The sequence below is a fragment of the Aerococcus viridans genome (genome assembly GCF_001543285.1).
In the GTDB taxonomy this organism is placed as follows: Bacteria; Bacillota; Bacilli; order Lactobacillales; family Aerococcaceae; genus Aerococcus; species Aerococcus viridans.
The window spans coordinates 115,619-141,076 of record NZ_CP014164.1 but is presented as its reverse complement, the minus strand read 5'-3'; the positions used below and the strand labels follow the sequence as shown (position 1 = coordinate 141,076).

Below are 25,458 nucleotides of genomic sequence, written 5' to 3'. Positions count from 1 at the left end.
TTTATTTCTATGGAACTCATGACTTGATAACTTAGAATTATCAATCGCCATTTTAGTTTTTTCAGTAAAGATAATATTTTCTGTATTATCTTTTTGATTATACATTCCTTTTAAATCTTTGTTAGGGATACCCCATTCAGCATACTCAAAAGCAGAGACTTAACGTATACAAATTATTGGCGGATGAGCTGTTATAGGATAAATAACAACGAATGGACTTGGTCATGAGAAGACAGATACTCTCATGACTAAGTCCGTTTTTCATTTTCACTAACAAAAATTTAATATAAAGCTACTAAAATATTTCGAAAAAACCAATATTCTCAAGGTCGTTTTGCATCTGTCTGATATTTCTGTATACTATATATTAGAGAAAGATGAGAAAAAATACACGTTAAGGGGAGAAAGTATGGAGAGTTTTATTGAGCAGTTCATGGGAATCAACGATGTGGTCAACGATTTGGTATGGGGATGGCCACTCTTGTTTCTGATTCTGGGAACAGGTGCATTTGTCATGGTGAGAACAGGTTTTGTACCAATCACCAAGTTTGGCTACGCCATGAAGCAGACGTTTTTCAAGATGTTTGCAAAGGAACAAGTCGGTGAAGGAGAAGTAACCGCGTTCCAGGCTGTTTCCACAGCACTGGCCGCCTCTGTCGGAACAGGGAATATTGCAGGTGTCGGTACTGCCATTGCTATAGGGGGACCGGGAGCCGTGTTCTGGATGTGGCTGGCAGCTGTCGTCGGGATGGCAACTAAATACGCCGAAGTGGTTTTATCCATAGAATACAGAGAAAAAACTGAAGATGGCCGCTACGTCGGAGGACCGATGTACTATCTCGAGACTGGAGCCAAGAAGAAATGGCTGGCCGTTCTGTTTGCGATTTTCGGAACAACTGCAACGTTTGGAATTGGAAATATGGTGCAGTCCAACTCTGTCGCTGATTCGCTGAACACGACTTTTAACATCGATCCGCTGATTACCGGGCTGGTCCTTGCTGTCGCTGTAGCACTGGTAACGATCGGTGGAATCAAGCAGATTGGTCGCGTCACATCTGTTTTAGTACCATTTATGGCCGCCGTTTATATTCTGGGTGGACTGCTTATTATCTTTTTAAATATTGAACTGGTTCCAGCTGCCTTCGGGGTTATTTTCCGGGACGCATTTACTGGCTCAGCAGCACTGGGTGGATTTGTAGGGTCAACGCTGACTATGGCTATCCGTTTCGGTATTGCTCGAGGAGTTTTCACTAACGAAGCTGGTCTGGGAAGTGCACCGATTGCCCATGCAGCAGCAACGACTGATCACCCGGTTAGACAGGGACTATGGGGAATCTTTGAAGTTTTCGCTGATACACTGGTCCTGTGTACAATCACCGCTCTGGTTATTGTCATGACAGGCGCCTGGGGAAGCGGTGAAGATGGCGCAGCACTCACAACAGTAGCGTTTGAAGAAGGAATGCCGTTTGGTGGGTATATCGTTACCTTCGGCCTGGTATTCTTCGCCTTCTCTACATTATTAGGCTGGTCTTATTACGGCGAGCGGTGCATGGAGTACCTGTTCGGGTCTAAATCGATAGTGATTTACCGACTGATCTTCATTCCACTGATTGTTGTCGGAGCTATTGGAGGCTTGAGAGCCGTATGGGCACTTGCGGACACGCTAAACGGACTGATGGCCATCCCTAACCTGATAGGCCTTCTCCTGCTGAGTCCAGTCGTCGTCAGACTGACCAAGAATTATTTCGGGAAAGACGGCATTTATAGAAATGAAAAACAAGGAAATGATTAACTGAGTAGAATGATGAAGAGGCTGGGACAGTAGTTCCAGCTTCTTTTTTAGTCGAATCGTGCGTATAAAAATCAATCGAAGCAATAATGACTCATCCCGCAGCTCCTTCAAAAAAACATATACAAACCTCGAGTGATTGTGTATATTTAGATGGTTCTGTTGCAAAGTTTTAAATAAAGAATAAAATCCCTTACCGTATCTATGATTTAAGCTGGGATTCCCAATAATACCTTGATCTCAGTACAGACTGAAAACCCGAAGAGAGTGCCTTCTTTTCGGGCTTTCTTATATAATCCTCGAATGGCTTCCATGCCTTTAATCGTGGTAGAGGCAGTGCGTAAACTTCGATAGAATTTATTGCGTCTCTTTACTGGACGATGGTCTTGTTCAATCAAATTATTCAGGTATTTAATGGTACGATGTTCTGTCCCTTGATAAAAGCCGCCGTATTCTTTTAGTTTCTTAAAGGCACTTGTAATAGAGGGGGCTTTATCTGTGACTACAACCTTCGGTTCATCAAACTGCTTCACTAACCGCTTAAGAAAAGCATAGGCTGCTTGTGTGTCCCGTTTTTTACGTAACCAAATATCCAAGGTTAAACCATCTGCATCGATGGCTCGATACAAATAATGCCATTTTCCTTTAATTTTGATGTACGTTTCATCCATTTTCCATGAATAAAAGGATTTTTTATTTTTCTTTTTCCAAATTGGATAGAGTAGTTTGCCATATTCTTGCACCCAACGATAAATCGTCGTATGAGAAACGTTAATGCCACGATCATATAAGATTTCTTGAACTTCACGATAGCTAAGGTTATAACGAAGATAGTAGCCCACGGCTACAATAATCACATCCTGCTGAAATTGCTTTCCTTTAAAATGATTCATCGTCATTCCTCCTGCTATCTTTTTCTATTATTCTATCTTATTTGATAGTAGATTTAAAACTTTGCAACAGAACCTTGCAAAGAAAACAAATAATTATAATCCTGAATTTACATATGGAATATATCAAATAGATAGTGAACTAAACACATCATATAAAGATAGCTTTAATAATACTGTATTTGATTATCCTGAAGTAAATGGGGAAATCAAATCATTAAAATCTAATATTAAGAAATATTATTTAAAAGAAATTGTTCCTACATTATTTAAATATGAACTATTAAAATAAATAGTAAATTTTAACTAATACAATTGAAAAGCCCTACTAACAAGATATGTTAGTAGGGCTTTTTAGTTAAAAAATATTTGAGCGATTTTTACAGATTCAGCAAATACTACCTTTCAATCATTTTTAAGTGCGTATATGTCGTTTGCTTTTAGCGTTATCGCAAATAAGAACCTATTCCTGCAAGGGTAAAATGCACGATCGGAGATCGCCCTTGCAGGTCTAGAACCATTATTTGCAGAAAGATAACTAAGCAAACCACCAAACGCACTGAAAAAAATGATTAAACGAAAGGAAGTGAACAGCTAAAAATCTAATCAGTAAAAATAAATATTTTAAAAACATTAAGTGCTAAGCACCCAACCAAAAACCTAAAAAAAATTGTTTAAAAAAGAAAGGAACATTAAACATGATTACAAAAATTGAAGATATTACACCACTTGAAATCACATTACAAACAGAAAATTATTATCAAGTATTAAGTGAATATTTTGGTGAAGCATACTGGACAAGCGAATTTGAAGTCGAAGAAATAGATATTGAGGAAAATAAAAAAATCTTTGCTGTTTACAACAATGAACTCGATGAGATTTGTCAGTTAGGTATTATCACACTCACATATGAAAATAACAAAATAAAATCCATACATCTATTAAGAGAAATACTTTAGGAGGAAAAATAATGACTGATGTTATGATTTATAACCACCAAAAATTTATTAAGACAATTCCAGGCGATACAAAAAGTATCGCTAAGGAAGTTGCAAAACAAGACTTTTCAGCACGCTTAACAATCACTGATGTAGCAGATAATTTAATTTTAACAACAATCGGTAATTTCCTTGATTATGTACCTGATAAAAAATGGTTACAAGATGAATTACTACCAATCCTAATTCCTATACAGATAGGAGAAGAAGAAGTTTAAAAGAAAGGAATCGTAAAATGAAAGTATATGACTATGAAGAACTAATAAAATTGCTAAATGCGGATAGCAGATATTTTGTTATTAATGGTGATGATGTAGATAAATTATTTCGTAAGAAAAATACATATAAGATTGAATATATTGATACGTACAGCAGGAAAGAATTTCTTTATACGAACAACATTTTAAATCGCAGGGAGCATATTTACAGCGGTGCAAGTATTTACAAACTACAAACATATCAAGATGAAATCAAAGATAGAATTGCAGACGGTCAAAATCTTGTATTTGTAAATCCAAAAAATGAAGTACATTTTGAAAAATCAATTATGACTTATAAATTTTTGTTTAATTATATAGGAAAAGCCTTCACAATCAATGAGAAAAAGATTGAATATCAAACACAAGTCTATGGAGAATATACTTATTACTGAAAATAATAAAGGTAAAAAAATTCTAGCAGCAATCAAAGATTGTAGCTAGAATTTTTGGTTTAGTAAAGTGGTATAGTGGTAATTTCCACCTTGCTACTTTACTACATCATCTCTAGGAACTCTTGTAATTTTGGCAAATTAAGTGCCTCTTTATATTCAATCCTAATTGTTATAAATTCGTCATAAATTTTTACTAAACAATAATTTTCAAATTTATCTTCTCTATTCAATGTATGTAGGGTATAAGAAATTACAGAATTACCTTTCACATTTAATTTACCAAATAAAGCAAAATCGATATTTTTTTTATACCCCTTACTTAAAAGGTATTGCTGAATATCAAAATTTAGCGGTACTTTTTTAATGGCGAGTATTTTCATCAACACCTTCTACTTTCTTTTGATAGCGAATCAGCGTACTTTTACTAATCCCTGTCATTGCTGTAATTTCAGTATAAGTATGTTCTTTTTTCAAGGCTAATGCGTGGTCTAATTGTGCCTTTTTATATTTAGGTGGTCTACCGTCTTTTAACGTTCCATTTTGACGTGCTAAGGCTTTGCCTTCTTGTGTACGTTCCACAATCAGATCACGCTCAAAATCCGCAAAGGCACTAAATACGGTATAAATCAATTTGCCTGTTGGTGTATTTTCAATACGTCCAAGATTTAAAATATGTACAGTGACTTCCCTATCAAATAAGTCTTTAATAATCTTTAGGGCTTCCTGCGTACTTCTAGCTAGCCTATCTAGTTTGGTGACGACAAGCATATCCCCTGCTTTCAACTTGCTTAACAATTTTAAAAATTGTGGACGTTTGGTATCACGTCCTGATAATTTATCCTGATAAATGACCTGACAATTTTCTGCTTTTAAGGCATTAATTTGTGTTTGTAAATCTTGTTTAGCGGTACTCACTCGAGCATAGCCATATTTCATTTTTCACCCTCTTTTTCTTCTTAAAACCAACCCCACTTATGACACCTACTTATGATACCGTCAAAAGTCAGTATTTTCAACAACTTCAAAAAGGTTTCAAATGTTTTGAGTTATGAACATCATTAGAGATAATAAAACGCTTATCCATACTTTATAGTATATATAAGCGTTTATTGTTCTTATTAACAAAGGCTCTATTTTAATGGTTTCAATTACTCTTGTTTAAGTCGAATTCTATCATTCTTACCTACTCCAGCAAATTGAAAAGTAATCATGTCACCCTCATTAAATGTCACAACCACAGATTCTTCAGGCATTATTTGAATTGTATTAGGGTCACCATTAATCCAAATAAGTCCGTATCCACGATCGGGATCTGATCCTCCAAAAACACCAGGTGTCCATGTTGCTACATAGGTTCCTGGTCTAATATTATCTGCATCGATCTCAACGTTTACTTTAGTTCCATCTCCTCCTATCAAAGATACATCACCTGTAATGATATTTTGATTTTCTTTTTTTGTTACAGTGTATGCTAACTTTTCAGTTACCTCACTTGTTGGCTCACTAACTGTCTCCTCCATGTTACTAGACGATTCAGCTTGTTCTGGAGTATCGTTTATGGAACTTTCTATACTTGACTCACTCGTCGGGTTTTCAGTAGAACTTTCTTTTTCAACCACTTCGTCTGTCTGTTCAGTTTCAGGTGAAAATGTATGATAGGTAATATCGATTGGTATATCTTTTGAGTAAACTTCTCCGCTCTCGAAATCTTCTTTTCCATCAATTGTCATTTTTTCAACCGACCCGTCTTCCGTTAACCAACCAGTTATTAAATCCTCCATTTTTGTTGTTTTTATGTTTGTAAATCCAGCATCTTTGAACTGCTCCACTACTGATTCATAATGCTGTTTTGCTACCTCACTTGACGAAATAGGAACCGATAGGTCATTATTATCTAAGCTCTCGGTTGATGTGGAACTCTCACTAAAAATTATATTAAGGAAAACAACAAAAAAAACGATTACACCACCTATTATTCCAAATTTTATTAACTTCTTCTTTTTTTCTACGTCTGCATCTGTTAATACAATAATTTCAACCTTGGCTTCTTTCCGAAATTTACCTAAAATACCAGGTTTTGGTTCCTGAATAACTGATATTTTTGCGTGTTTCTTGTCGATTCCTAAATCTTTTAAACCTTTTTCAATTGCATCATTAACCGTTTCTCCACTATAAATTGCCATGTGTTTCCCCTCCTTGAATTTTCTATATATTCTTCTTTTTGTTGTATTAATATTTATATTATCCCACTCACTATTTGAAAAGACTATTCAACTTTTTGATAAATAGCAGCAACCTTGAAAACTGACTCATTGCTTTTTTTAAGAAGCAACAATCAAAGAAACAAGCTTGTTCAGATCTTGTTTCTTCCATGCACTTAGAAATGAGGCTGGGACAAAAAAGGCTTAGTTAACTAAATAAAGAGAGGAAAAAGATTTCACTTCGAAATCTTTTTCCTCTCTTTTAATTTATCAGTCTCTTTTGGACTTTTATGATGTTATTAGCCATTAATACTAGACCAATATCTGTTTTTACTTTATCTTTTCCTCTTAAATGAGTCCTTCGGAATCCTAAGTTTTGTTTAATCTGTCCGAAAACCGGCTCAACATCAATTTTTCTACATGCGAAAAGAGCTGAGCCATCTTCAGATAATAGCTTAGCTGATTCATTTTCTTTTAAATACTGATATTTTCTATTAAAAGAAAATGACTTTTGTGGTGCGGTTTCTCTATTGACTGGATAGTACATTTCTTTTTCTAAGCGATATCCAGTTGTTGTTTTTGGATGATAAACATGATGAAAATGATACTGTGTACCATCAGGGTGAATAAAGATTTGATTTTCCGCATCATAATCCCAATTATTTAAATTCTTACTTGATTTCTGAAATTTCTTCGTCTGTTCCTTATCAAACATATTGTATTTGATGAGATGATCAATCCCTAGATTGTCCAACGTTTCTAAGTTTTCTTGGCTTCCATATCCAGCATCAGCTACGACGATTTTAGGTAAAGTAGGCATACTTTCAATAAATGGTAATAGTGTACGTGTATCCGTAGGATTTGGAAAAATATTATAGGCTATAACAAATTGATTTTCAGTTGCTATTTGAAGATTATAACCTGGTTTAAGTTGACCATTTAACATCGGATCTTCTTTCATTCGCATGAACGTTGCATCTGTATCTGTTTTTGAAAAACTATTTCTACCTTCAAATGTTCTATAATAATTTTCATACTTTATCTCACGTTGTAAAAAATCACCTTTCACTTTTCGTAAGTGTTTTTTCAATTTTCTTCGTTTCTGCTTTCTTGGATCTGCACCTTTTTTTGGCGTACTTTCAATTTCTTCATTTACCTCAGCTACAGCTTCCTCAAGGAAGTCTTTTAGTATTTCAACATCATTTAAAGACATTGAATCAATTTCATCTTTGATAATCTCTTTTTCTACAGTAGGTAATATTTCGTTTCTATAATATGCCATTTCTTTAGCTTTTAATGATGCGTAAAATTTATCTGTTGCTCTTTTCCAAACAAAAGAATATTTATTTGCATCTGCTTCAATTTTTGTACCATCTATAAATACTACATTATCTGAGATTAGTTCTTGTTGAACTAAAAAGAGTTTAAATTCAACGAATAGGTTCTCAAGAATTGATGCACATAATTCACTAGAACGAAATCTATTAATCGTACGATAAGAAATTTCGGTATCGGCAACTAACCATTTCATTGGAATGTTCTCTTGCATCATTTTTTCAATAGTTCTTCCTGAAAACGTCTTTTCTATATATGCGAATAGTAATGCCTTTAAGAGGATTAATGGATGATAGGCCGGTCGGCCTTCGTGTTTATAAAATTGATCGAGGATATGTTCATCTAGTTGTTCGACAAAATTATTTACTTGGAAAACAATATGATTTGGTGCAAGATAATCGGATAACTCTAATGGTAGAAAAGCTTGATTCATGTTATATTGAGTATACATAAAATACCTTCTTTCTTTTTAGTTCTGTCGTTATTACTATTATAAATGAAGGTATTTTATTTTTGTATAATTTAAAGAGGAGATTGACCATTTTTCGTGGTCAATCTCCTCTTTTTTGGCTAGTTTTGTCCCAGCCTCTTTTATTGTTTATAGTAACCCTATTTCTTTGAAGGATAACCAATTTTTTTCAGATACGATAAAGTGGTCGAGTAATTCTATTCCTAACACGTCTCCCGCTTCCATCATGCGGTGGGTAAAAGCATAGAACACTTTCTATAAACCTTAATAATATAGACCCTGTTAGTATTTAGTGTTTTTCTATTTCACCATGTGAAAATGACTCAATCTCTTTTTTGAATTTGTATTCAGACTTCTTAATAAGAAGATCAAATTCTTTATAACTGTCGACTTGTTGTGGAATGTGAATGGATTGCTTAAATATATCAGCACCATATCCTGATAATGTACCAACCTTCTTATACTCCGTTTCACTAGTGCTCGGGTATACGACTCCAGCTTTTTTTGATTTCAAAATATACGAATAAGAAATTATCTGATACAAATCTTCTCGATTAATCCCTTTGGCAGTATACTCAAGTTTTTTATACTTTGCATCAATCACCGCGCCGCTATCCTGATTATAAAAATCTGGATAGACCGTTCTGATTCTATCCGCAAACAACGAAATACCCTCTTTACTTTGCTTGTTTCTAGGGTGAATAAAGTTATCCTTAAGCAGGGTATTCAAGTATTCTTCCCAAAGCCAAGCCACATCAAATAGGATGCCATAAATATTTTTGCGATTCTCACCGAAACTATGACGTCTATGAGTTAAAATCATCAAGCATAGTTTTTGAAGTGCCAAATATTCAGTATAGTAGGCATGCCTTACAGGAGTATTCTTATTAGCTATAATTACTTTCCTCCTATTACCTCTGTTATATGAAGGCGTAGCAATAGTGACAGCCGAAACATTCTGTTTTGTAAGTTCCGAAGAATTAAGAATTCTCCGCCCATTCTTGGTTGAAAGTCGAATAAATTCTATTGTATGCCTCACTAATTGCATCAATTCGTTATCCTGGGTGAACTCTCGCGTTGAATAGGCTACTTTACCTGTAAACGGCGTGTTTAGTTTGATGTGTCTAGCAATATCAATATTTCCTTTGATATTAGCGTTATTATATTCAAATCTACGGTATTGTCTGAAGATCCCTTTTCTCATAGCAGCATCAAGATATCTTGGAAACAAATAGATCGACAGTTGATAGAGTTGCTCCCTCAGGGAGAGGGTAGAATCCAAATCGACGATATTGATATTCAATACTCTTTGCAGCATATAGTGTAAAAAATAATTGTTTTCACCGGGAGAGAATCGTGAATGGATTTCTAGTTGTTCATCCCCGTAACCAATAAAACCAATGACATTTTGAAACTTGAGGGAATCATTTACGGTTTCAATTATTTTTGAATCGTGGTCTAAATCATCCACGTCTAAAAAAACACTTGGAAAAATAAGTAGGTTTTCATTTTCTGAAAGTGTAGCTAGTGTCTTATCTACCAGTTTAGTGGAAAGCTTAGGATAAGCGGCAACAAATTCAGATCTTGAATAAGTTTGGTTATCTTCTATCCTCATCAGCAAATTCCTCATCTGTTTGGTGTATTAAATCATAAGCATTTTTCATGGCTTCTAACTTTTCTTGTTCCTCATAGCTTCCGCGAAGGTATTCTTCCAGTAAAGGCTGAAGATAGTCTGCCCATAACACATTATAGTCATAATCTAATTCAGGTAATTTCAAGAAGTAGCTTGGTCCAATATGATAATTAGAATCCAAATCATCCGTATTCGATATTTGTTTATTTAATGAAACCAGACGATCAGTAGCTTCTTCTATTTTTGTCTCATCTAGCTGCCCCTGCCACATATATGTAGTGTCTTCCGCCTGAAGTTCAATAAACCTAAACCGTCGTCTCATTGCAAAGTCAAAGCTATCCACAGAACGGTCAATATCATTCATTGTTCCAATAATGTAGACACTATCGGGAATATAGAATTTCTCATTACTATCTATATGAAGATTTGAGTATTGTGTATAGACACCGTATTCTTCTTTTCCCCGATAACCAGGATCGATTGAAAAGAAAAGTTCTCCAAATATCTTGGAAATTTCGCCACGGTTTATTTCATCAATGACAAAAACATATTTCTTTTTTTCATTCCTAGTTGTTTCGCCCTCTTTGAATGGTTTTAACCCAAACGAATCAGTCAAATGATTTAATACAATTTTTTGGTATGTCTCATATTTAAGGTTTGTGTCTTCGCCACGATAAAGTTTATATACCGTTTCTTTAGTAGCCACGGGTGTCTTGAATTTGATCGATTTTTTTGAGTTTAAAGTTGCTGGGACTGTACTCCCAGTCATCATATAATCCTCTTCGCTCTCGTTGATAGCATTAATTAACTGTTCCCAGGCATCATCAAAGTTATCCACTTCACCGGAAATCCCTGATTTTTTAGCTTCTTTACAAAATCTCTTGAAGATCCCATCCCTTAATTTAAAAGACACTTGTTCCTGATCGTCATCAGCTACAGGTCTCAGTCCTTCAACAAAATCTGTATAGTCATAGCTCGGGTGAAATTGAACAAATCCAAATTGTTCGCTTTCATTTAGTTTGTCTTCGTCTTCTCCAATTAATAGCGCAGCTATTTGTCTAGCTAAATAGGTCTTCCCTGTTCCTGGAGCGCCACGGAGTATAATGTTTTTCGATTTTTCTAACTTATCTGCTAATTCATTTATTTTATCGTTGCCCCTCATGTTTTTCTCCTCGACTTTAGGAAATACAAATTCTTTGTATAGTTTTTTTAAGTTATCGTTTGGTTCTGCATTAGAAAACAAATCTAAATCATCGACAAAGAAAGAAATGTTTCTTTCTTTATTGGTTTTTGAATTTTGGTTCCATTCTACTAGTCTTAGCGAAGTCATATGAGAGTTTTGAAAAGTAACTCGGATATTAGACCAATTCCCATTTGCTAATCTATGACAAATGTAAGGCACCATTGTGCTTCCCTCGCCATTGTTAGGTCCATAAGATCCCGTACTAAATAAATGAATATGGTATTCGACGCCATCAATAGTAAGCTGATCATACCCAGTTGAATATCGAAAATTGTTGTCTTCAAACCCTTCAATACCTAATGATGTTTTTCTATTATTCTTATTTTGCAGGTTACTATTTGCTTGTTCGACAAAGCGACTCAAAAGGTACTTAAATTCTTTATACTTATCTGAAGTACCATTCCCTATAATTGCGGAGTAAAACTTTTCGAGATCGTTATCATTGTCCACAAAAAACTGTTTAAGCTCGGAGTAATCATCTAACAGTGAGGACAAATCAGATAATAATTTCTCCTCGGAAGGCATATTAGAGGTATCATACTCGAATGCGCTGATCGTAGTAGATTCATATCCCTTTCCTAATGGAGTGTTCGAATTTAGCTCAATGTCCATCTTTAAGGGTGTTGAACTAGGAAATGTCTCATATATTTTGTTGGATATCTCTTTGACTTTAGGCCGTTTATACTTTTTTTCATCAAAGTATGTTATTCCTTGATTTAGTGTTAAGTAAATCCTTTGTCCATCAGAGCTAAACAGAAATACAATATAGAACCCTTTTCTGGTACTGGTGGTAATCTCCTTGTCCATGATTGCAATCCATGGAATAGAAGCAAAATTCTCATTTCCAATATTTCCTTTGATCACATAATCTGTTAATGATAATTTATTACGCAATGCTTCAGGGATCTCTTCTTTGATAACTTGTCCTATTGGTGCCCCTGCAAAAGGGCCATTTTTAGATTCAGGATATTGTATAGCTGCATCAGCTATCATAGTTGATATATTCATGTTGCCTCCTTAAGCGTTTCGCTTTTACATAGATTGATCCGTGAGAGAGATTTCGTTTTTAATTCTATATACAGTATCTCTCGTAACCCCTGTTTCCTCTGCAATCTTTTTGATAGGCTCTTCTTGTTTGAGCTTATTCACGATTACATGATAGATCATTCGATCTCTTGGATTTTTTGCCTCCGCCGAATACTTTACCGGGCGGCCTTTATAGTGGCCTTTTCGCTGAGCTATTTCGATTCCTTGTCGCTGCTTACGCTTGATTTCTTCACGCTCATTCTGAGCTGTCCAGGACAGCAGTTGCACAATCATGTTTCGAATTAACTTTTGGAGGTTTGGATCTCCCATCTCTTGGTTTAGAATAGGTAGGTTTAAAACAATAAGCCCGACTTCCTTTTGATCGAGCTTCTGAACGGTCTGAACAATATCATCATAGTTTCGTCCCAACCGATCCAGTGACTCCACAATCAGAGTGTCTTTCTCCCGAAGAAATTGAAGTGCTTTTTGTAGCTCCAATCGTTCGGTCATGCTTTTACCGGACATTTTTTCTTGAAAAATCTTTTCAGCACCGGCTTGTTCTAAAGCTTCGATCTGACGATCTAAATTTTGGTTGGTAGTAGATACACGTGCATAGCCTACTTTCATCTTTTCTACTCCTTTTTCTCAATATATTTAATAGACACTTATAATCTACACTGAAAAGAGCGAAAAGACAATAGCTTATGCATGTCTATTTTGGGTACACCCTAAATAGACAAAAAGCTCACATTTATATTAAATATGAGTTTAAAAAGCTTTATTATTTTGTTGAATACATTTTTCCTTGTACTCTATCTTTCTCTGTTAACATTCTTTCAGACACTGGTAGCATAAATATATCTTCAATAGTTCTTGTTAACTCATTATATTTATGGTAATCCTTATAAGCGTGGTACCCTACGAATACAATCGCCAATTGTAAAATTAAGCTAGACAAATAAAAAAGAGAAACTGTTGTAAACAAGTACTGAAACCCTACCGTTAAACTGAACAAATAAAAAAAGAGAGTTACGCTACCCACAAAAGATGATCCCGATAAGCTGTCGGGGTCATCTTTTTTAATTTTTTCTGATAGCGACGATTGTTGTAAAATTCAATATAATCTTCAACTGCATACCAAAGATCTTGTAGTGTTTCTGTTCTTTCAGATAATACAACGTCCTTCATATGACCAAAGAATGATTCCATAGGTGCATTGTCCCAACAGTTACTGCGCCTCGACATAGACTGAATTAGCCCCATATTCTCAACTTTTTCCTGGAAAACAGGGTAGGTATAATGAACCCCTTGATCTGAGTGGATATACCTTTCCAAGGCATAGTGGTGACTCCAGTATAGACTGCCGATTTATCTGGAAAAATGACCGTCATCAAGAAAAAGACTTTTTCTTATCTGTCTCACAACCGAAAAAGCGGCACAATAGCCGGGCTATTAGTCCAGTTTGGCAGGATAGGGAGAGCGAAAGGAGTTGAAACCTATTTTGCATTCAACCCGTTTTGCGAGAAAAAAAACGAAAAACTGGCACAATGGAGTGGCCTTTCCACCAGTTTCCTCTCCTACGCTGGACAACAGAAAAAGGACTATCCCCAAGTACGATTTTCACCGACGCTTGAAAAAGTCCTTTTTTTTACTAGCTTTAAATGCCCTCGTCTACCTGTCCGAAACGGGGGAGTGGAGTCACCACCCATTGGCCCTCCCCTAAGATAGCCCCTTCTGGAATATAGGGTTGATTCCATTTCCTGCTGTCAAAGGAATGAACACGGAAGTCTCCAAGAAAATAGTAACTGTCTTCGGGTACTAGATATTGCCCTGCTAAGGAGTCCGGGTACTCCACATATTCCTCTGCCAACCTTTCCCCGTTGACAAAGACTTCCCCTGTTTCCTTGATGACAATCCCATCTCCAGGCAGACCGATGACCCTTTTCACGAGCACCTCATCTAGTTCTTCAGATTGAAAAACTAAGATATCACCCCGGGTAATTTCCCCCGTATCATAGAGGCGGGTGGTGAGAATACGGTCTCCCGGCTGAATGGCAGGATACATGGAAGGTGTGGGAACGGAGATAAAGAAAAACAGGAAGCGGGTAATCAGGAAGTAAAGGAGGCCGGACAAAAGCAGGAAAAATCCTGCCTGCTGGCTTCCTCTTCTAATAGATGGCCTACCTTTCAAATTCTTACACTCTTCTCTTGAGGAACCCAGCAATGGTAGTGACGAAGAAGGTTCCGGCTAATCCCCAAGGCAGCCAACTTGCTTTGGTTTCCTCTGTTTCTGGCTCAATATGTTCCCCTGCGGCTTTCGCATTTTCCACTTCATGCAAATCGTCCGTTTGGGCAGTAGGGTGCAGGTCCGCTTCCTCATGCTCCTCCCCTTCCGCCAGATGGGTGAACGTCACATAATTCATGACATACTCTCGGCCTGCGTCGACATTGCTTGTATCAAAATCCTTAGTAGCGAGAACGTCCTCAAAGGCTTCCTCCAATTGCGGCATCAGTTCGGGTTCGACAAGCTCTTCAAGAGGAGAGAGGGTGCCCGTGGCGATGCTCCTATCAGCGGCAACAATTGCCTCCTCCATGGGGGTTCCTTTTAAACAGGAGCGGAGAATGCCAGACTGCCCAGAGGACACCGATGATCATGCTCGCGGCAAAGGCGCTATAGCGCTTCTACAGGTGCGGGAGCGCGAACCCCCGCCAGGCCACTTCCACCGGGATAGCCGCAACGACGTAGGTGGCAAAGGAAAGCATTGAGCTCCCTATTGGTCGAGATCTCAATGCTTGGGCTAGGCCTCGTCTGTTCCATGCAATGTCAGCAAAAAAACATTCACTCGCTACCCCCTAACCCTTCCCCTTGTTTTACTTTCTATCTCCCCTTACTCAAGACCAACCTATTCAAAAATTATCCAGCAACCTACTACCCTTTTTAAAATCTAACCCATTCAAAGTCTTAAGGGCTGGCTACCTAACCTTCCTTTTTCTGCTCAATCTCTTGCCTCCCTTTTCGATTTGTCCCTTTAATTTCCGCCCATGACCTTTGAAGGATCCCCTATATCAAGATGCCTTTTTACCCGTTTGGAATGTCAACACATTATTGAACAGAAAATATAAAGTGTAAAAGATAATTAAGTTCACGTTCTTTTTGCCTCTCTCAACCGAATGGCGGAAGCCTTTCGTTCAATCGATCGGCTAATTAATGTAACAGTCTGTGTCCACGACTACAAGGGCAAGACCACCCTTTCCGTCCTGGCCTCATACTGTTTTGACTCAGTGGCCGACCGATAGACGAATGACTTATCTCTTCCATTTTCAGACTGTTCTTCTTCCCAAGTTTTACGATAGTCTATGGGAGATTCGTAGTTTAGTGCGCCATGCGGACGGAAATTATTCCACCAATGGACGTAGTCCATAAGTTGGACCTGCAGTTCATAGAGTGTATCGAATCGATTGTCGTAGACAAATTCAAACTTAAACGATTTATATGTCGATTCCGCTACGGCATTGTCATACGGATTTCCTTTTCTACTTAACGAGCGTTCAATGTCAAAGGTATCCAATAATTCATCGATCGTATGGTTATCAAATTCTTTTCCTCGATCGGTATGAAAAGTGTTCACCATATGTAGATCGCCCTTAACTGTCGCCAGGGCCTGCATGACTAAGTCAGCGGTCTTATGCGGTCCAGCGGAATAACCAATGATTTCACGATTAAATAAATCAAGGATAAAACATACATAAAACCACTTAGTAGCTACTTTGACGTAAGTCAAATCCGTGACGATCACTTTCATCGGCTCTTCTTGTGAGAACTCACGGTTCAGGATGTTTTCGATTCTAGCTTGATTAACACCGGTTCTCTGGGGTTTGTAAGACGGCCGGTTATATTTTGAGACGAGATGGAATTTTTTCATTATACGACCGATACGACGGCGAGAGACAGTAAAACCTCTCTTTTCAAGTACAGGTTTCAATTTCCGCGTGCCGAACGCATTATTACTTCTTGCGAATTCTTCAATGATTGCTTGTTCGAGTTCTGATTCACTTTCTTTCTTTTTGGCTTCATAATAATAAGATCCTCTGTTAATTTTGAGGGCACGGCACATCGCTGATATAGAATACTTATGTTTGTTTGCTTTGATTACTTCGACCTTCGCCCGAATATCAGCGCCGCTTGCTTTAAAATATCATTTTCCATTTCCAATTGAGCATTTCGCTTCTTTAAAGCTCTCAGTTCTTTTTGTTCAGGGGTCAGATTGTCCTGAGCTTTGAAAGAACCCGAGTCAGTATTCTCGCGGACCCAGCGGTCGAAAGTGGAAGGGGTTAGTTCATATTCTGAAATGATTTCATTTCTTGGTTTTCCTGCTTTGTGTAGGTCTACGATTTGATGTTTAAATTCATCTGAGTAACTGCGTCTCTTTCTGCGCGTTGACATGATAGATTCCTCCAGTGTGTTTCTTTTAGTATACACACCTTATCTTTTCTGTCCAACTCAGTGTAACCTATCCAGTTTGACCTTGCTAGGCTTTACTAGGTAAGCTAGGCATACTTTGTGAATGGTGAAAAGTGGTGGAAGAGCATAAGGGAAAATGGTGCATTTTTATCATTTTCTTGTTACAAGTTGTATCAAGCTTGTAACAACAGTTAAAACGGAAGTGTGTAAAACCCTTATTTTCACTTGCTTTTTGGGACTTATAAACTTGTAACAAGCTTGTTACAAGTTGTTACACCAATGAACCACTTTTTGCAAGTTCTTGTTACAGGTTAAACCTTGATTTCATAGGCTTTTGGAGCGACTTGTAACAACAAAAAGTTTGTGAAAAAGTGCCTTTTTCCTTTAGGGCTTATACTTTGGTTAGGTAGATTTTTGAAAAAGCCTAGCCATGCCTTTGAAAATTTTTTGAAGAAATTTGGTTAAAGGCTAGCCTACCCTTTGGATTGAATAGAAGAATCCTCTACCACCTTTTTTCGATTGAGAACAAATAAAAATGACGAAGCCTTGATCGACTTTTCGGATTGAGAACAAGAAATCTTGCCCCCTTCTTTTGGATTGAGAACAAAAATAATGGTGAAGGCTTGCTGACCTTTTTTGGATTAATCAAAAGTTTTTTTGATGAAGCCTTAGCTACCTTTTTGGAGTGAATGCAAGATTTTTTTCAAAACCTTGGCTAAGCTTTTGGTATGAATACAAAATTTTTTTTACAAATCTTTGGCAAAGCTTCTGATATAAAAAGAAAATTTTTCGACGAAACCTAGCCTAACCCTTTTAAGATTGAGGACGAAAAAAATGATGAAGCTTAGCCTATCATTTTAAAATCCAGAAGGCATTTTTTTGACGAGTCGCTAGAAATAATTTTGGCGTAACCGAAGGTAATGAACTAGATGAGGTACAAGAAAAATTGGCATGGTGTCACGATAACATCCGCTTGAACTTGCTATCATCCCACCCTGCCCTTCACGATAACAAACAAAAAAATACCAGACAGTCATCGACCATCTGGTATCAAAAACATTATATGAATTTCTCTTTACTGATTAAATTGCCTGACGTTGTTCTGAATTATTTGCGACTGGTTCTTCGTTCTCCACTTCAACTTCTGAAGAAAGATCTAACGTTTTCACTAGACCTTTTTCTAAAGCCATTGCTAAAACTAACTCACGTACTTCGCTATCTGACATCGCAGAATCAATCGCATCGTTACGTTTAGAATTAACGTAGTGGTCAAACTCTTTATCAAGTTGATTAGCAATCTCTCGCATCTCTTTTGCCATCTCTTTAATTGACGTTGCTAACTCGTTTAATGGTTCTTGTTCTGAAGCAGTGAGCTGAACATCGATCTTACCGAAATCTAAATCGTTCTTACTATCCTTTAAAGTAGTTGCTAAACTTGCCCAACGTTTTTGTAATGGTTCTATTTTTCTTGCCATGATTATACGCTCCTTTTAAATTAAATATCGAATGGACTTAACAAATTATATCTAACAGCTTCACGACCAATGCTATCTTGTTTGATTGAAACTTCGTCAATATAATCTAACTCTACATCATACAATGCAATTTGATAATTCAAGTCGATGATTGATGCACGTAAACTTTCTAAAGCAACGACTGTTGAAGTATCTTGCGTAATACCTAGTGACTCTTCGTTGACTTCAGCAAGCAATGCGGCTTCACGTTCTTCAGCAGTCATCTCTTCAATTGGTTTTGTTTCTTCAACTGTACCGCTTGAGTCTGAACTTGAAATGCTTGTTTCGCTTAATAGCTTTTCAATTTGTTTATTTGTTTCACCGTCACCGATTGAGTTTAAAGCGATGTTGTCTGCTTCAATAATTTTCTTCGCATCGTCATCACTTATGTTAGGGTCATCATTCAATCGTTCATGATATTCTTCCATAGATTCTTTAGCAGCTTCCAACTGTGCTACCGCATTCTCTTTGTTCGTCATGATTGCTGAACGGTCAATCGCACCAAACGTCACATCATAAATTTCAGCTAAGGTTGAATCAATTGTTACATCACGATACGTTGTCCGCTGAAGGATTTAATCTAGTCACTAGCATATCTAAGCTAATGGGTACTTCAACCCCATTAACTACAATTGAACCAGTAGGTGCTAGGTTGGTTCCTGTCGAAGGTTCTCCGTTAGTATCTTCGTTTGCGGTGTTTGAGTATGCATCTTCTGCACGCTCACTTACTTGTTCGCCGCTTAATTTTAACGTACCATTCTCTGCTTGTGCTGCGATAATCTCTTCACTTGTTACTTCAATTGTTTCACCTGAAGCTAACTTCAATGAGTTCATAGAAGTCACATAGAAGTTCAACGGTTCTCCGTTATACTCCGTCTTAAGATCATCACTTTAATTGTTGATTTCTATAATTCATTAAGACATACAGACATAATTTAAATAAGTTGTCTATATAAATTAATATTATATAGATTTAAAGGTTAAGTAATTTGCGTAAAAATTGAGGTTAGTATATCAATGTCAAAGGGGTTTTAGGAACACCTAAAATGGCAGCTAGCAACGACAAAAGTTGGCACTTATAACGACTGATTGTGGGTGTTGTCGTTATAAGGGGCGGAGGTTTGATATTTTAGCATAGTTATAACGACAAAAGTTGGTACTTATAACGATATAATGATTGGAAATTTTTAAAGCAACTATTTTAAAAAAAAGTCAAGTCCAGACTCCTGTGTAAAATGCTATACAATGTTTTTACCATTTTTACTTATCAAAATTGATGTATTTTCTTGAAGAATAAATCCATTCATCATGCAGGTCCATAAGAACGGCTCCAATTAAGCGATTGGCTGATGTTTGATTGGGGAAGATGCGAATAATCTTTTCTCTTCTGCGTACTTCTTGATTCAGTCGTTCAATTAGATTGGTACTCTTTAGTCGATTGTGGGAATTTCCTTGTACGGTATATTGAAAGGCGTCTTCGAATCCATCATCCAATGATGCGCAAGCTTTTGAATATTTTGGTTGATCGATATAATCATGAATCAATCGATTTTTAGCCTCACGCGCTAAGTTAATATCTGTGAACTTAAAAATTCCTTTAACAGCTTCTCTGAAAGATTTTGAATTTTTTTTAGGAATGGTGGTAAAGATATTTCTTAGGAAGTGAACTTGGCATCTTTGCCAACTTACGTTGGTGAAGGATTTTCTAATGGCAGAGACTAATCCTTTGTGCGCATCAGAAATAACGAGTTCCGTACCTTGTAAACCGCGTTCTTTTAGGTATTCAAAAAATGTTGTCCAGGTCTCTTCGCTTTCGCCACTTTGAATCATGAAGCCGATAATTTCACGGTCGCCATCTTTGGTTATTCCAATCGCTATATGACAGCTTTTTGAGAGTACTCGATTTTCTTCTCGTACTTTTATATAGAGTACATCGGTCATTAAGTAAGGATAATTTTTTTCTGATAATAAACGATTCTGCCACTCGTTAACCATAGGTTCTAGCTGTTCTGTTAAGCTAGAAACGAAGGACTTAGAGACGGATTTACCACAAAGTTCTTCCACAATTTTTGATACTTTACGAGTTGAAACGCCTGATACATACATTTCCAACATTGAAGCCATGAGGGCTTTTTCGTTTCGTTGATAACGTTCAAACACTGTGGGTAAAAAATGACCATCACGTGTTCTGGGTACTTTTAATTCTAGCGTGCCTACACGTGTCGTAAAGCTGCGCTCATAATAGCCATTTCGTTGACTTTGTCGGTTTTCTGTTCGTTCATATTCTTTTGCTTGAATATATTCTGTTCGTTGATTTTCCATTAGTTGATTAAATACCGTTGTTAAAATATTTTTAGAAACGTCATCCTTTACAGAATATTCAATAATGCTTTGAATCTCTTCGCTTTTCAGTGTAAAATGTACTTGGGTCATGTAAAAGTCCTCCTGGGTATGTTTTTGTCGTTAAAAACATTGTACCGTAAAAGGACTGTTATATGGCCTTTTTACTTTTACACAATTATACGGACTTTATCTAAAAAAACATGTTTTAAATTGCCATTTTATTTGTTTCAAATTTACTATGAAGCAAATAATTTAAAAATACTTGTTTCAAATTGCCATTTTATTTGTTTCAAATTCATTTTGAAGCAAATAATTTAAAAATACTTGTTTTAAATTGCCATTTTATTTGTTTCAAATTCATTTTGAAGCAAATAATTTAAAAATACTTGTTTCAAATTGCCATTTTATTTGTTTCAAATATTGTTAGAAACCAAAATCTAAAATTTACTGGTTTCAAACTGCCATTTTATTGGTTTCAAATCTGTTTAAAACCAATTTTTATAAATTAGTGGTTTCAAATTGCCATTTTACTGGTTTCAAATCCTATTTGAAACCAAAATCTAAAATTTACTGGTTTCAAATTGCCATTTTATTGGTTTCAAATCTGTTTAAAACCAATTTTTATAAATTAGTGGTTTCAAATTGCCATTTTACTGGTTTCAAATCCTGTCTGAAACCAAAATCTAAAATTTACTGGTTTCAAATTGCCATTTTACTGGTTTCAAATCCTGTCTGAAACCAAAATCTAAAATTTACTGGTTTCAAACTGCCATTCTATTGGTCATGCAAATGGCAAACCCCCTGTTATATCAAGCTTTATTTTTACGCAAAGTACTTAAATCTTTAAATTAAACATTATTTAACGAATAGAAAGAAGGTTAAGTTACTAATTCACCGTTAAACAAATCAAACGTAAATTGGTAATTCAAACCTTTAATAGTTTATTGATCACCTTTATTTAAAGTCGCCCTAGAACTTGATTCATCCATGTAATGAATTACACGGTTTTCTCAAGGGGCGACTTTAAATAAACCACAATAGGTAAAAAAAGTGGTTATAAATAAATAATTTCAAAACAGCTTTAACAAAAGTGGTAAAATGTGGTTTTCACTACGTAAAATGTTGTAATAAACACAAAAACCACTTATTTAAGTTATTGTGGTGATTGATTACGTAAAATGTGGTTTTTAGCTCCGTAAAATGTGGTTTTTTAACGTGCAAAACCCTTGATACATAAGTCTTTTGAATTGCGTAAAGTCTTTAAATATAAATATATATATTATTAAATTAACATATATATATCGTTCATTGACCTGATCAGAGTGAAACAAATACTTTCAACAAGTAGTGGCTATAAATCTTGCTTTATGTCACCGAATATTTTCGTCATCTAACCCAATAAGGACGAAAATATATGTAAAAATTCGTTAATACCACCATTATTTTTCGTCATTCCCTTTGTTAAGACGAAAAATATAAATATATTCGTTTTGAGTGCCAATTTCTTTCATCATTAGAATGTAAATGACGAAAGAAAATAAAAAAATCGTCATTAACGCCCACTTTTGTCGTTATATGCAGCAATAAGTAAGAAATATCCTTTTAAATAACGACAACTTTAAACTTTTGTCGTTATCAACACCAACTTTTGTCGTTGTTAGTACCCACTTTTGTTGCTGATAATCTCTTTTTATAGCAACAAATCCATAAATTGTTGCTAACGACACCCATTTCTGTTGCTGATGATGCCCACTTTTGATATGCAGCAATAAATAAGAAATCTCCTTTTAAATAACGACAACTTTAAACTTTTGTCGTTATCAACACCAACTTTTGTCGTTAATGATGCCCACTTTTGTCGTCAATGATGATAAACTACAACGACAAATTTCAGTTTTGTCGTCAATGATGCCCACTTTTGTCGTCAATGATGATAAACTACAACGACAAATTTCAGTTTTGTCGTCAATGATGCCCACTTTTGTCGTCAATAATGATAAACTACAACGACAAATTTCAGATTTGTCGTCAAGGAAGACACTTTGTATATTGAGAAATCACGAGAAATTTACGTATCATATATTAAATTTTTTAGTGAAATAATGAACCTTTTATATATATCGTAAATACTTTATCTTTTATACCTTTTGGATAAAAATAAACCCAATGATATCAAGGGATACAGCGATTAAATGACGAGAAAATACTGTGTTTATACGTGGATAAGACGAGAAAAAACTGTGTATTAAACGAATTGCATTAATTTTTTTCGTCCTTTGGTGTATACCAAAAAATAGAGAAATCTTCCCTCCGTCCGAATACCCATTTTAGTATAAGGGTCCCTACCTCAAAAAAAATTGACGCTCATCAAGAAAATCATTTCTTAATAGACGCTAGGCTTCTCTATTAAATTCAACTGAAATAATTAAAGGAATGAAGTCATTCCCTCCAAACAAAAATTTCATTAAAGTAGGGCCTAAAAAAAGAATAGCAACTATACTTTGTCAAAAGACCTAATTGCTATTTTTTTGCTTGTTATTCTTCAATTACCAAATGTCTTGCCTTGCAGTATATTTAGGAGATATGATTCAAAAAACGGGTGGCGCAATAAAGTTAAGATTTAATCCAGAGTCTTCAAAAAAAAGGCAAAAGCGGTTCTTATCGAATCATTTATTTCATTGCGATGGAAGCTATTTATGCCTTTTTAGATGTATACCCTAAAAGTGAAAAAGAGTCTTTGACAGATAAAGACAAAAAAGAAATCAAACAATTTATCACTGATTTTAAAAAAAAGTTAAAAATAGGGGCTAATTAATATGCGTGATACACTAAAAGACAGTATGAGTGAATTAATAAAGTTCACTCATAACAAACCAAATAAAGTTATGGTTAGAAAGTACACATTAAATAATCTACCGGAATACAATCCATCGGCTGTCAAAACAGTCCGTAACAAAACACAAATGACACAAAAAGTTTTTTCCGATCTTTTAGTAGTATCGGTTAGAACGGTTGAAGCTTGGGAAACTGGAAAATCACATCCAAACGGTAGTGCTAGAAGATTACTACAATTAATCGAACAAAATCCTGAAATGGTTGAAGAAATCGAATATGCTTCCGCAAAAGGATAATTATCTTGGCAGCGATATATATACAGATTAGAATAGCTTATTATGAAAGATAGAAAAGCACTTTAAAAAATGTGCTTTTCTATCTTTTTTGTTTAGCGAGCTCTACTTTGTTCGACACAAACGACGAAAAAACTGATTGATCTTGCCTAAAAATGAGACCGAAACGGCCACATTTCAGGTCTCTTTTTTTGCTCAAAACGGCTGCGTTTTGAACGGGTTTATCAAGGGTATTAGTGGGGCAGAGTGTTCCCCAACAAGGTCGTTTGCGGCACGAAGTGGCTAGTAAACATAGAATTTGCCAAACCTACAAGCCTCTTGTCCTATTAGGACAAGTTAGAAAAATTGGTGTGCTATATTGAATTTAAATACACCTAGGGGCTGATAAAATGACCACAGCAAATGCACATATTGGGGAAGGTATGAGCTACGGAGGTTTGTCTAAAAGCCATTACGAATTAGACTCTCAAGATTCAGCAATCAGAGACCAAAAACAAATATAGCTTTCAAATTCATGAACATGTAATTTTGAACAAAACTGCGTACACAGAATTACAAGCTAAGCAGAATCAGATGATCGAGAAGAGAAATCAAAAATATATAGAACGTGGCGAACATAAGAAAGTAGACGGCAATATTGATAATTTTTTTACCAAAAAGAACAAGAACACCAGAATCAAGCACTTTCAATCAAATAATTTTCCGTTAGTAATTACTGCATCAAATTATGACGATTACGAAAATTTCGCTCAAGCACTAGGGGATAGTGGTGTAACTGAAAACGACTTGAGACATGCACACGTAAAGACTTTGAAGAAATCTGTTGAAGATATCAATGGGTTAAGTATTGTTGGTTTGGAAATTGATGAGTATTACATACATGCAAACCAAAAAGGCGTACCACATTGATAATGTATATAAAAAACACAATGGAGCGATTTTGAACAGATGCATATGCCTCCGAATAAAATAAAAAATAATCATTTACAATCAAAGCAACATTTATAATAGCTGTGCTTGCACAAGCAATAATCAGCGTAAAAAAAAGAACCCCACCATATTGGTAGGGCCGTTTTTAGAATAAATCATCATGCGTGCCAGTTCTAATTAAAGTCAGGATCAATTGATCGTTATCTACTTTATAGACCAGCAACCAGTCTTTCTCAATATGTAATTCACGAAAACCAGCATATTGACCTTTTAACATATGGTCATGGTATTGTGTACGCAAAGTTTCTTTTTCACCATTGATAATGAGTTTGATAACTTGAGCAAGCTTATCCATATCATAGTGTTTTTTCTTAAACTTTTTGTAATCCCGTTTGAAATTTGAAGTCCTACTAATCTTCATTTAAATCTTCCCAAAATTCATCAAAATTTTCAAAGGTTTCTAAATGACCTTCTTTAACTTCTCGTAGGGCATTTTCAGTTTCAATATTTCTTTTAATTTCAAATGGGACTTTATTTTCACGGACACTTTGTCTTAAAAATGTATTAATAGCTGTAGACGTGTTCATACCTAAATCTTCAAATAATTCGGCAGCTTCTTCTTTAAGGTCTTTATCCACTCTTATGGTAATTGTAGAAGATTCAGATTTGTTGCTTTTTCCTTTAGTCACTCTTTTAGGTGAAGTACGTGTTTTACGAGCTTTTTCCATATCATATACCACCTTTCTTATGTAAAACATTGTAACACATTAGTGTTACTTTGTTAATACAATAACCTACAATCGAAACGCCCAAGTATTCAAACTAAAGGTTGCCTGGATTTGAAT

25 protein-coding genes and 1 pseudogene are annotated in these 25,458 nt (G+C 35.7%); 7 read left to right on the top strand and 19 right to left on the bottom strand.

Translation table 11 applies throughout. The annotated features are described in order from the left end of the window. Window positions 1-409: 409 nt before the first annotated feature. Window positions 410-1,792: an alanine/glycine:cation symporter family protein gene (locus AWM76_RS00685; protein WP_230523435.1), complete on the top strand. Its 1,383-nt coding sequence runs from the start codon at window positions 410-412 to the stop codon at window positions 1,790-1,792. A gap of 206 nt (window positions 1,793-1,998) precedes the next feature. Here the strand turns inward: AWM76_RS00685 and AWM76_RS00680 are convergent, their stop codons facing one another. Further along, window positions 1,999-2,682 (bottom strand): IS6-like element IS1216 family transposase, encoded by a 684-nt coding sequence (locus tag AWM76_RS00680; RefSeq protein WP_060779295.1) that lies wholly within the window; start codon window positions 2,680-2,682, stop codon window positions 1,999-2,001. Between the two features lie 61 nt (window positions 2,683-2,743). On the opposite strand from AWM76_RS00680, the gene AWM76_RS00675 reads away from it, so the two are divergent. The 4 genes from AWM76_RS00675 to AWM76_RS00660 all read left to right on the top strand — a co-directional run bounded on the left by AWM76_RS00675 (window position 2,744) and on the right by AWM76_RS00660 (window position 4,329). Further along, entirely contained in the window at window positions 2,744-2,971 is a 228-nt protein-coding gene (locus AWM76_RS00675; protein WP_060779294.1) for a hypothetical protein, read from the top strand. 406 nt (window positions 2,972-3,377) lie between these two features. Further along, entirely contained in the window at window positions 3,378-3,638 is a 261-nt protein-coding gene (locus AWM76_RS00670) for a hypothetical protein (protein ID WP_003142210.1), read from the top strand. Window positions 3,639-3,649: 11 nt separating this feature from the next. Then, complete coding sequence (locus AWM76_RS00665; protein WP_003142211.1) at window positions 3,650-3,895, top strand: hypothetical protein; 246 nt, start codon at window positions 3,650-3,652, stop codon at window positions 3,893-3,895. 17 nt (window positions 3,896-3,912) lie between these two features. Beyond that, window positions 3,913-4,329 (top strand): hypothetical protein, encoded by a 417-nt coding sequence (locus AWM76_RS00660; RefSeq protein ID WP_003142213.1) that lies wholly within the window; start codon window positions 3,913-3,915, stop codon window positions 4,327-4,329. A gap of 101 nt (window positions 4,330-4,430) precedes the next feature. Here the strand turns inward: AWM76_RS00660 and AWM76_RS00655 are convergent, their stop codons facing one another. From AWM76_RS00655 to AWM76_RS00580, 16 genes and pseudogenes are all read right to left on the bottom strand, one after another. Continuing rightward, window positions 4,431-4,709 carry a hypothetical protein gene (locus AWM76_RS00655; protein WP_003142215.1) on the bottom strand — a complete coding sequence of 93 codons (279 nt, stop codon included), beginning with the start codon at window positions 4,707-4,709 and terminating at the stop codon, window positions 4,431-4,433. Beyond that, the gene (locus AWM76_RS00650; protein ID WP_003142216.1) at window positions 4,690-5,265 is read right to left on the bottom strand and encodes a recombinase family protein; all 576 of its coding nucleotides are present in this window, start codon (window positions 5,263-5,265) and stop codon (window positions 4,690-4,692) included. The genes AWM76_RS00655 and AWM76_RS00650 overlap by 20 nt, the downstream gene beginning before the upstream one ends. Before the next feature lie 212 nt (window positions 5,266-5,477). After that, window positions 5,478-6,512 (bottom strand): Jag N-terminal domain-containing protein, encoded by a 1,035-nt coding sequence (locus AWM76_RS00645; protein ID WP_003142217.1) that lies wholly within the window; start codon window positions 6,510-6,512, stop codon window positions 5,478-5,480. Window positions 6,513-6,792: 280 nt separating this feature from the next. After that, window positions 6,793-8,316 (bottom strand): IS1182 family transposase, encoded by a 1,524-nt coding sequence (locus AWM76_RS00640; RefSeq protein WP_060779293.1) that lies wholly within the window; start codon window positions 8,314-8,316, stop codon window positions 6,793-6,795. 147 nt (window positions 8,317-8,463) lie between these two features. Further along, window positions 8,464-8,586, bottom strand: a complete 123-nt coding sequence (locus AWM76_RS11185; protein WP_003142563.1) for a JAB domain-containing protein — start codon at window positions 8,584-8,586, stop codon at window positions 8,464-8,466. A 37-nt stretch (window positions 8,587-8,623) separates the two neighbouring features. After that, window positions 8,624-9,949, bottom strand: a complete 1,326-nt coding sequence (locus tag AWM76_RS00635) for a 5-methylcytosine restriction system specificity protein McrC (protein ID WP_003142565.1) — start codon at window positions 9,947-9,949, stop codon at window positions 8,624-8,626. Next, window positions 9,933-12,218: an MrcB family domain-containing protein gene (locus AWM76_RS00630; RefSeq protein ID WP_107127071.1), complete on the bottom strand. Its 2,286-nt coding sequence runs from the start codon at window positions 12,216-12,218 to the stop codon at window positions 9,933-9,935. The genes AWM76_RS00635 and AWM76_RS00630 overlap by 17 nt, the downstream gene beginning before the upstream one ends. 24 nt (window positions 12,219-12,242) lie before the next feature. Then, complete coding sequence (locus AWM76_RS00625; protein ID WP_003142568.1) at window positions 12,243-12,863, bottom strand: recombinase family protein; 621 nt, start codon at window positions 12,861-12,863, stop codon at window positions 12,243-12,245. A gap of 402 nt (window positions 12,864-13,265) precedes the next feature. Further along, window positions 13,266-13,562, bottom strand: a pseudogene (locus AWM76_RS00620) (IS3 family transposase); the annotation flags it as partial. Window positions 13,563-13,893: 331 nt separating this feature from the next. Then, window positions 13,894-14,427, bottom strand: coding sequence for a signal peptidase I (gene lepB, locus AWM76_RS00615; protein ID WP_235585507.1), 534 nt, complete (start codon window positions 14,425-14,427; stop codon window positions 13,894-13,896). 4 nt (window positions 14,428-14,431) lie between these two features. Then, window positions 14,432-14,830, bottom strand: coding sequence for a DUF6448 family protein (locus AWM76_RS00610; protein WP_003142583.1), 399 nt, complete (start codon window positions 14,828-14,830; stop codon window positions 14,432-14,434). 636 nt (window positions 14,831-15,466) lie between these two features. Beyond that, window positions 15,467-16,680 (bottom strand): IS3 family transposase gene (locus AWM76_RS10280; RefSeq protein ID WP_235585498.1). Its coding sequence is split into 2 segments (ribosomal slippage): window positions 15,467-16,395 and window positions 16,395-16,680, totalling 1,215 coding nucleotides; the frame shifts between segments, so codons are not numbered across the junction. Window positions 16,681-17,780: 1,100 nt separating this feature from the next. After that, window positions 17,781-18,173, bottom strand: a complete 393-nt coding sequence (locus tag AWM76_RS00595; RefSeq protein WP_003143700.1) for a hypothetical protein — start codon at window positions 18,171-18,173, stop codon at window positions 17,781-17,783. A 20-nt stretch (window positions 18,174-18,193) separates the two neighbouring features. Next, window positions 18,194-18,724, bottom strand: a complete 531-nt coding sequence (locus AWM76_RS00590; protein ID WP_039936024.1) for a hypothetical protein — start codon at window positions 18,722-18,724, stop codon at window positions 18,194-18,196. Window positions 18,725-18,761: 37 nt separating this feature from the next. Beyond that, window positions 18,762-19,046, bottom strand: a complete 285-nt coding sequence (locus tag AWM76_RS00585; protein WP_003143698.1) for a hypothetical protein — start codon at window positions 19,044-19,046, stop codon at window positions 18,762-18,764. Window positions 19,047-19,472: 426 nt separating this feature from the next. Next, a complete protein-coding gene (locus tag AWM76_RS00580; protein WP_003143749.1) occupies window positions 19,473-20,645 on the bottom strand; it encodes an IS256 family transposase in 1,173 nt (390 codons plus the stop codon). A gap of 2,726 nt (window positions 20,646-23,371) precedes the next feature. On the opposite strand from AWM76_RS00580, the gene AWM76_RS00570 reads away from it, so the two are divergent. Beyond that, window positions 23,372-23,686 carry a helix-turn-helix domain-containing protein gene (locus tag AWM76_RS00570; RefSeq protein ID WP_003143325.1) on the top strand — a complete coding sequence of 105 codons (315 nt, stop codon included), beginning with the start codon at window positions 23,372-23,374 and terminating at the stop codon, window positions 23,684-23,686. 570 nt (window positions 23,687-24,256) lie between these two features. Beyond that, complete coding sequence (locus tag AWM76_RS00565) at window positions 24,257-24,592, top strand: hypothetical protein (RefSeq protein WP_060779292.1); 336 nt, start codon at window positions 24,257-24,259, stop codon at window positions 24,590-24,592. A gap of 166 nt (window positions 24,593-24,758) precedes the next feature. Here the strand turns inward: AWM76_RS00565 and AWM76_RS00560 are convergent, their stop codons facing one another. Both AWM76_RS00560 and AWM76_RS00555 read right to left on the bottom strand, forming a co-directional pair. Beyond that, the gene (locus tag AWM76_RS00560) at window positions 24,759-25,034 is read right to left on the bottom strand and encodes a type II toxin-antitoxin system YafQ family toxin (protein WP_003143327.1); all 276 of its coding nucleotides are present in this window, start codon (window positions 25,032-25,034) and stop codon (window positions 24,759-24,761) included. Next, entirely contained in the window at window positions 25,024-25,341 is a 318-nt protein-coding gene (locus AWM76_RS00555) for a type II toxin-antitoxin system RelB/DinJ family antitoxin (RefSeq protein ID WP_050774130.1), read from the bottom strand. The genes AWM76_RS00560 and AWM76_RS00555 overlap by 11 nt, the downstream gene beginning before the upstream one ends. Window positions 25,342-25,458: the final 117 nt, after the last annotated feature.

Excerpts from the sequence above, each read along its gene's own strand:
- AWM76_RS00665 (WP_003142211.1), top strand. The coding sequence starts at position 3,650 with ATGACTGATGTTATGATTTATAACCACCAAAAATTTATTAAGACAATT.
- AWM76_RS00595 (WP_003143700.1), bottom strand. The coding sequence starts at position 18,173 with ATGGCAAGAAAAATAGAACCATTACAAAAACGTTGGGCAAGTTTAGCA.
- AWM76_RS00610 (WP_003142583.1), bottom strand. The coding sequence starts at position 14,830 with ATGGAGGAGGCAATTGTTGCCGCTGATAGGAGCATCGCCACGGGCACC.
- AWM76_RS00640 (WP_060779293.1), bottom strand. The coding sequence starts at position 8,316 with ATGTATACTCAATATAACATGAATCAAGCTTTTCTACCATTAGAGTTA.
- AWM76_RS00655 (WP_003142215.1), bottom strand. The coding sequence starts at position 4,709 with ATGAAAATACTCGCCATTAAAAAAGTACCGCTAAATTTTGATATTCAG.
- AWM76_RS00625 (WP_003142568.1), bottom strand. The coding sequence starts at position 12,863 with ATGAAAGTAGGCTATGCACGTGTATCTACTACCAACCAAAATTTAGAT.
- AWM76_RS00585 (WP_003143698.1), bottom strand. The coding sequence starts at position 19,046 with ATGAACTCATTGAAGTTAGCTTCAGGTGAAACAATTGAAGTAACAAGT.
- AWM76_RS00635 (WP_003142565.1), bottom strand. The coding sequence starts at position 9,949 with ATGAGGATAGAAGATAACCAAACTTATTCAAGATCTGAATTTGTTGCC.
- AWM76_RS00570 (WP_003143325.1), top strand. The coding sequence starts at position 23,372 with ATGCGTGATACACTAAAAGACAGTATGAGTGAATTAATAAAGTTCACT.
- AWM76_RS00670 (WP_003142210.1), top strand. The coding sequence starts at position 3,378 with ATGATTACAAAAATTGAAGATATTACACCACTTGAAATCACATTACAA.
- AWM76_RS00555 (WP_050774130.1), bottom strand. The coding sequence starts at position 25,341 with ATGGAAAAAGCTCGTAAAACACGTACTTCACCTAAAAGAGTGACTAAA.
- AWM76_RS00645 (WP_003142217.1), bottom strand. The coding sequence starts at position 6,512 with ATGGCAATTTATAGTGGAGAAACGGTTAATGATGCAATTGAAAAAGGT.
- AWM76_RS00650 (WP_003142216.1), bottom strand. The coding sequence starts at position 5,265 with ATGAAATATGGCTATGCTCGAGTGAGTACCGCTAAACAAGATTTACAA.
- AWM76_RS00680 (WP_060779295.1), bottom strand. The coding sequence starts at position 2,682 with ATGAATCATTTTAAAGGAAAGCAATTTCAGCAGGATGTGATTATTGTA.
- AWM76_RS00685 (WP_230523435.1), top strand. The coding sequence starts at position 410 with ATGGAGAGTTTTATTGAGCAGTTCATGGGAATCAACGATGTGGTCAAC.
- AWM76_RS00660 (WP_003142213.1), top strand. The coding sequence starts at position 3,913 with ATGAAAGTATATGACTATGAAGAACTAATAAAATTGCTAAATGCGGAT.
- AWM76_RS00560 (WP_003143327.1), bottom strand. The coding sequence starts at position 25,034 with ATGAAGATTAGTAGGACTTCAAATTTCAAACGGGATTACAAAAAGTTT.
- AWM76_RS00565 (WP_060779292.1), top strand. The coding sequence starts at position 24,257 with ATGATCGAGAAGAGAAATCAAAAATATATAGAACGTGGCGAACATAAG.
- AWM76_RS00580 (WP_003143749.1), bottom strand. The coding sequence starts at position 20,645 with ATGACCCAAGTACATTTTACACTGAAAAGCGAAGAGATTCAAAGCATT.
- AWM76_RS00630 (WP_107127071.1), bottom strand. The coding sequence starts at position 12,218 with ATGAATATATCAACTATGATAGCTGATGCAGCTATACAATATCCTGAA.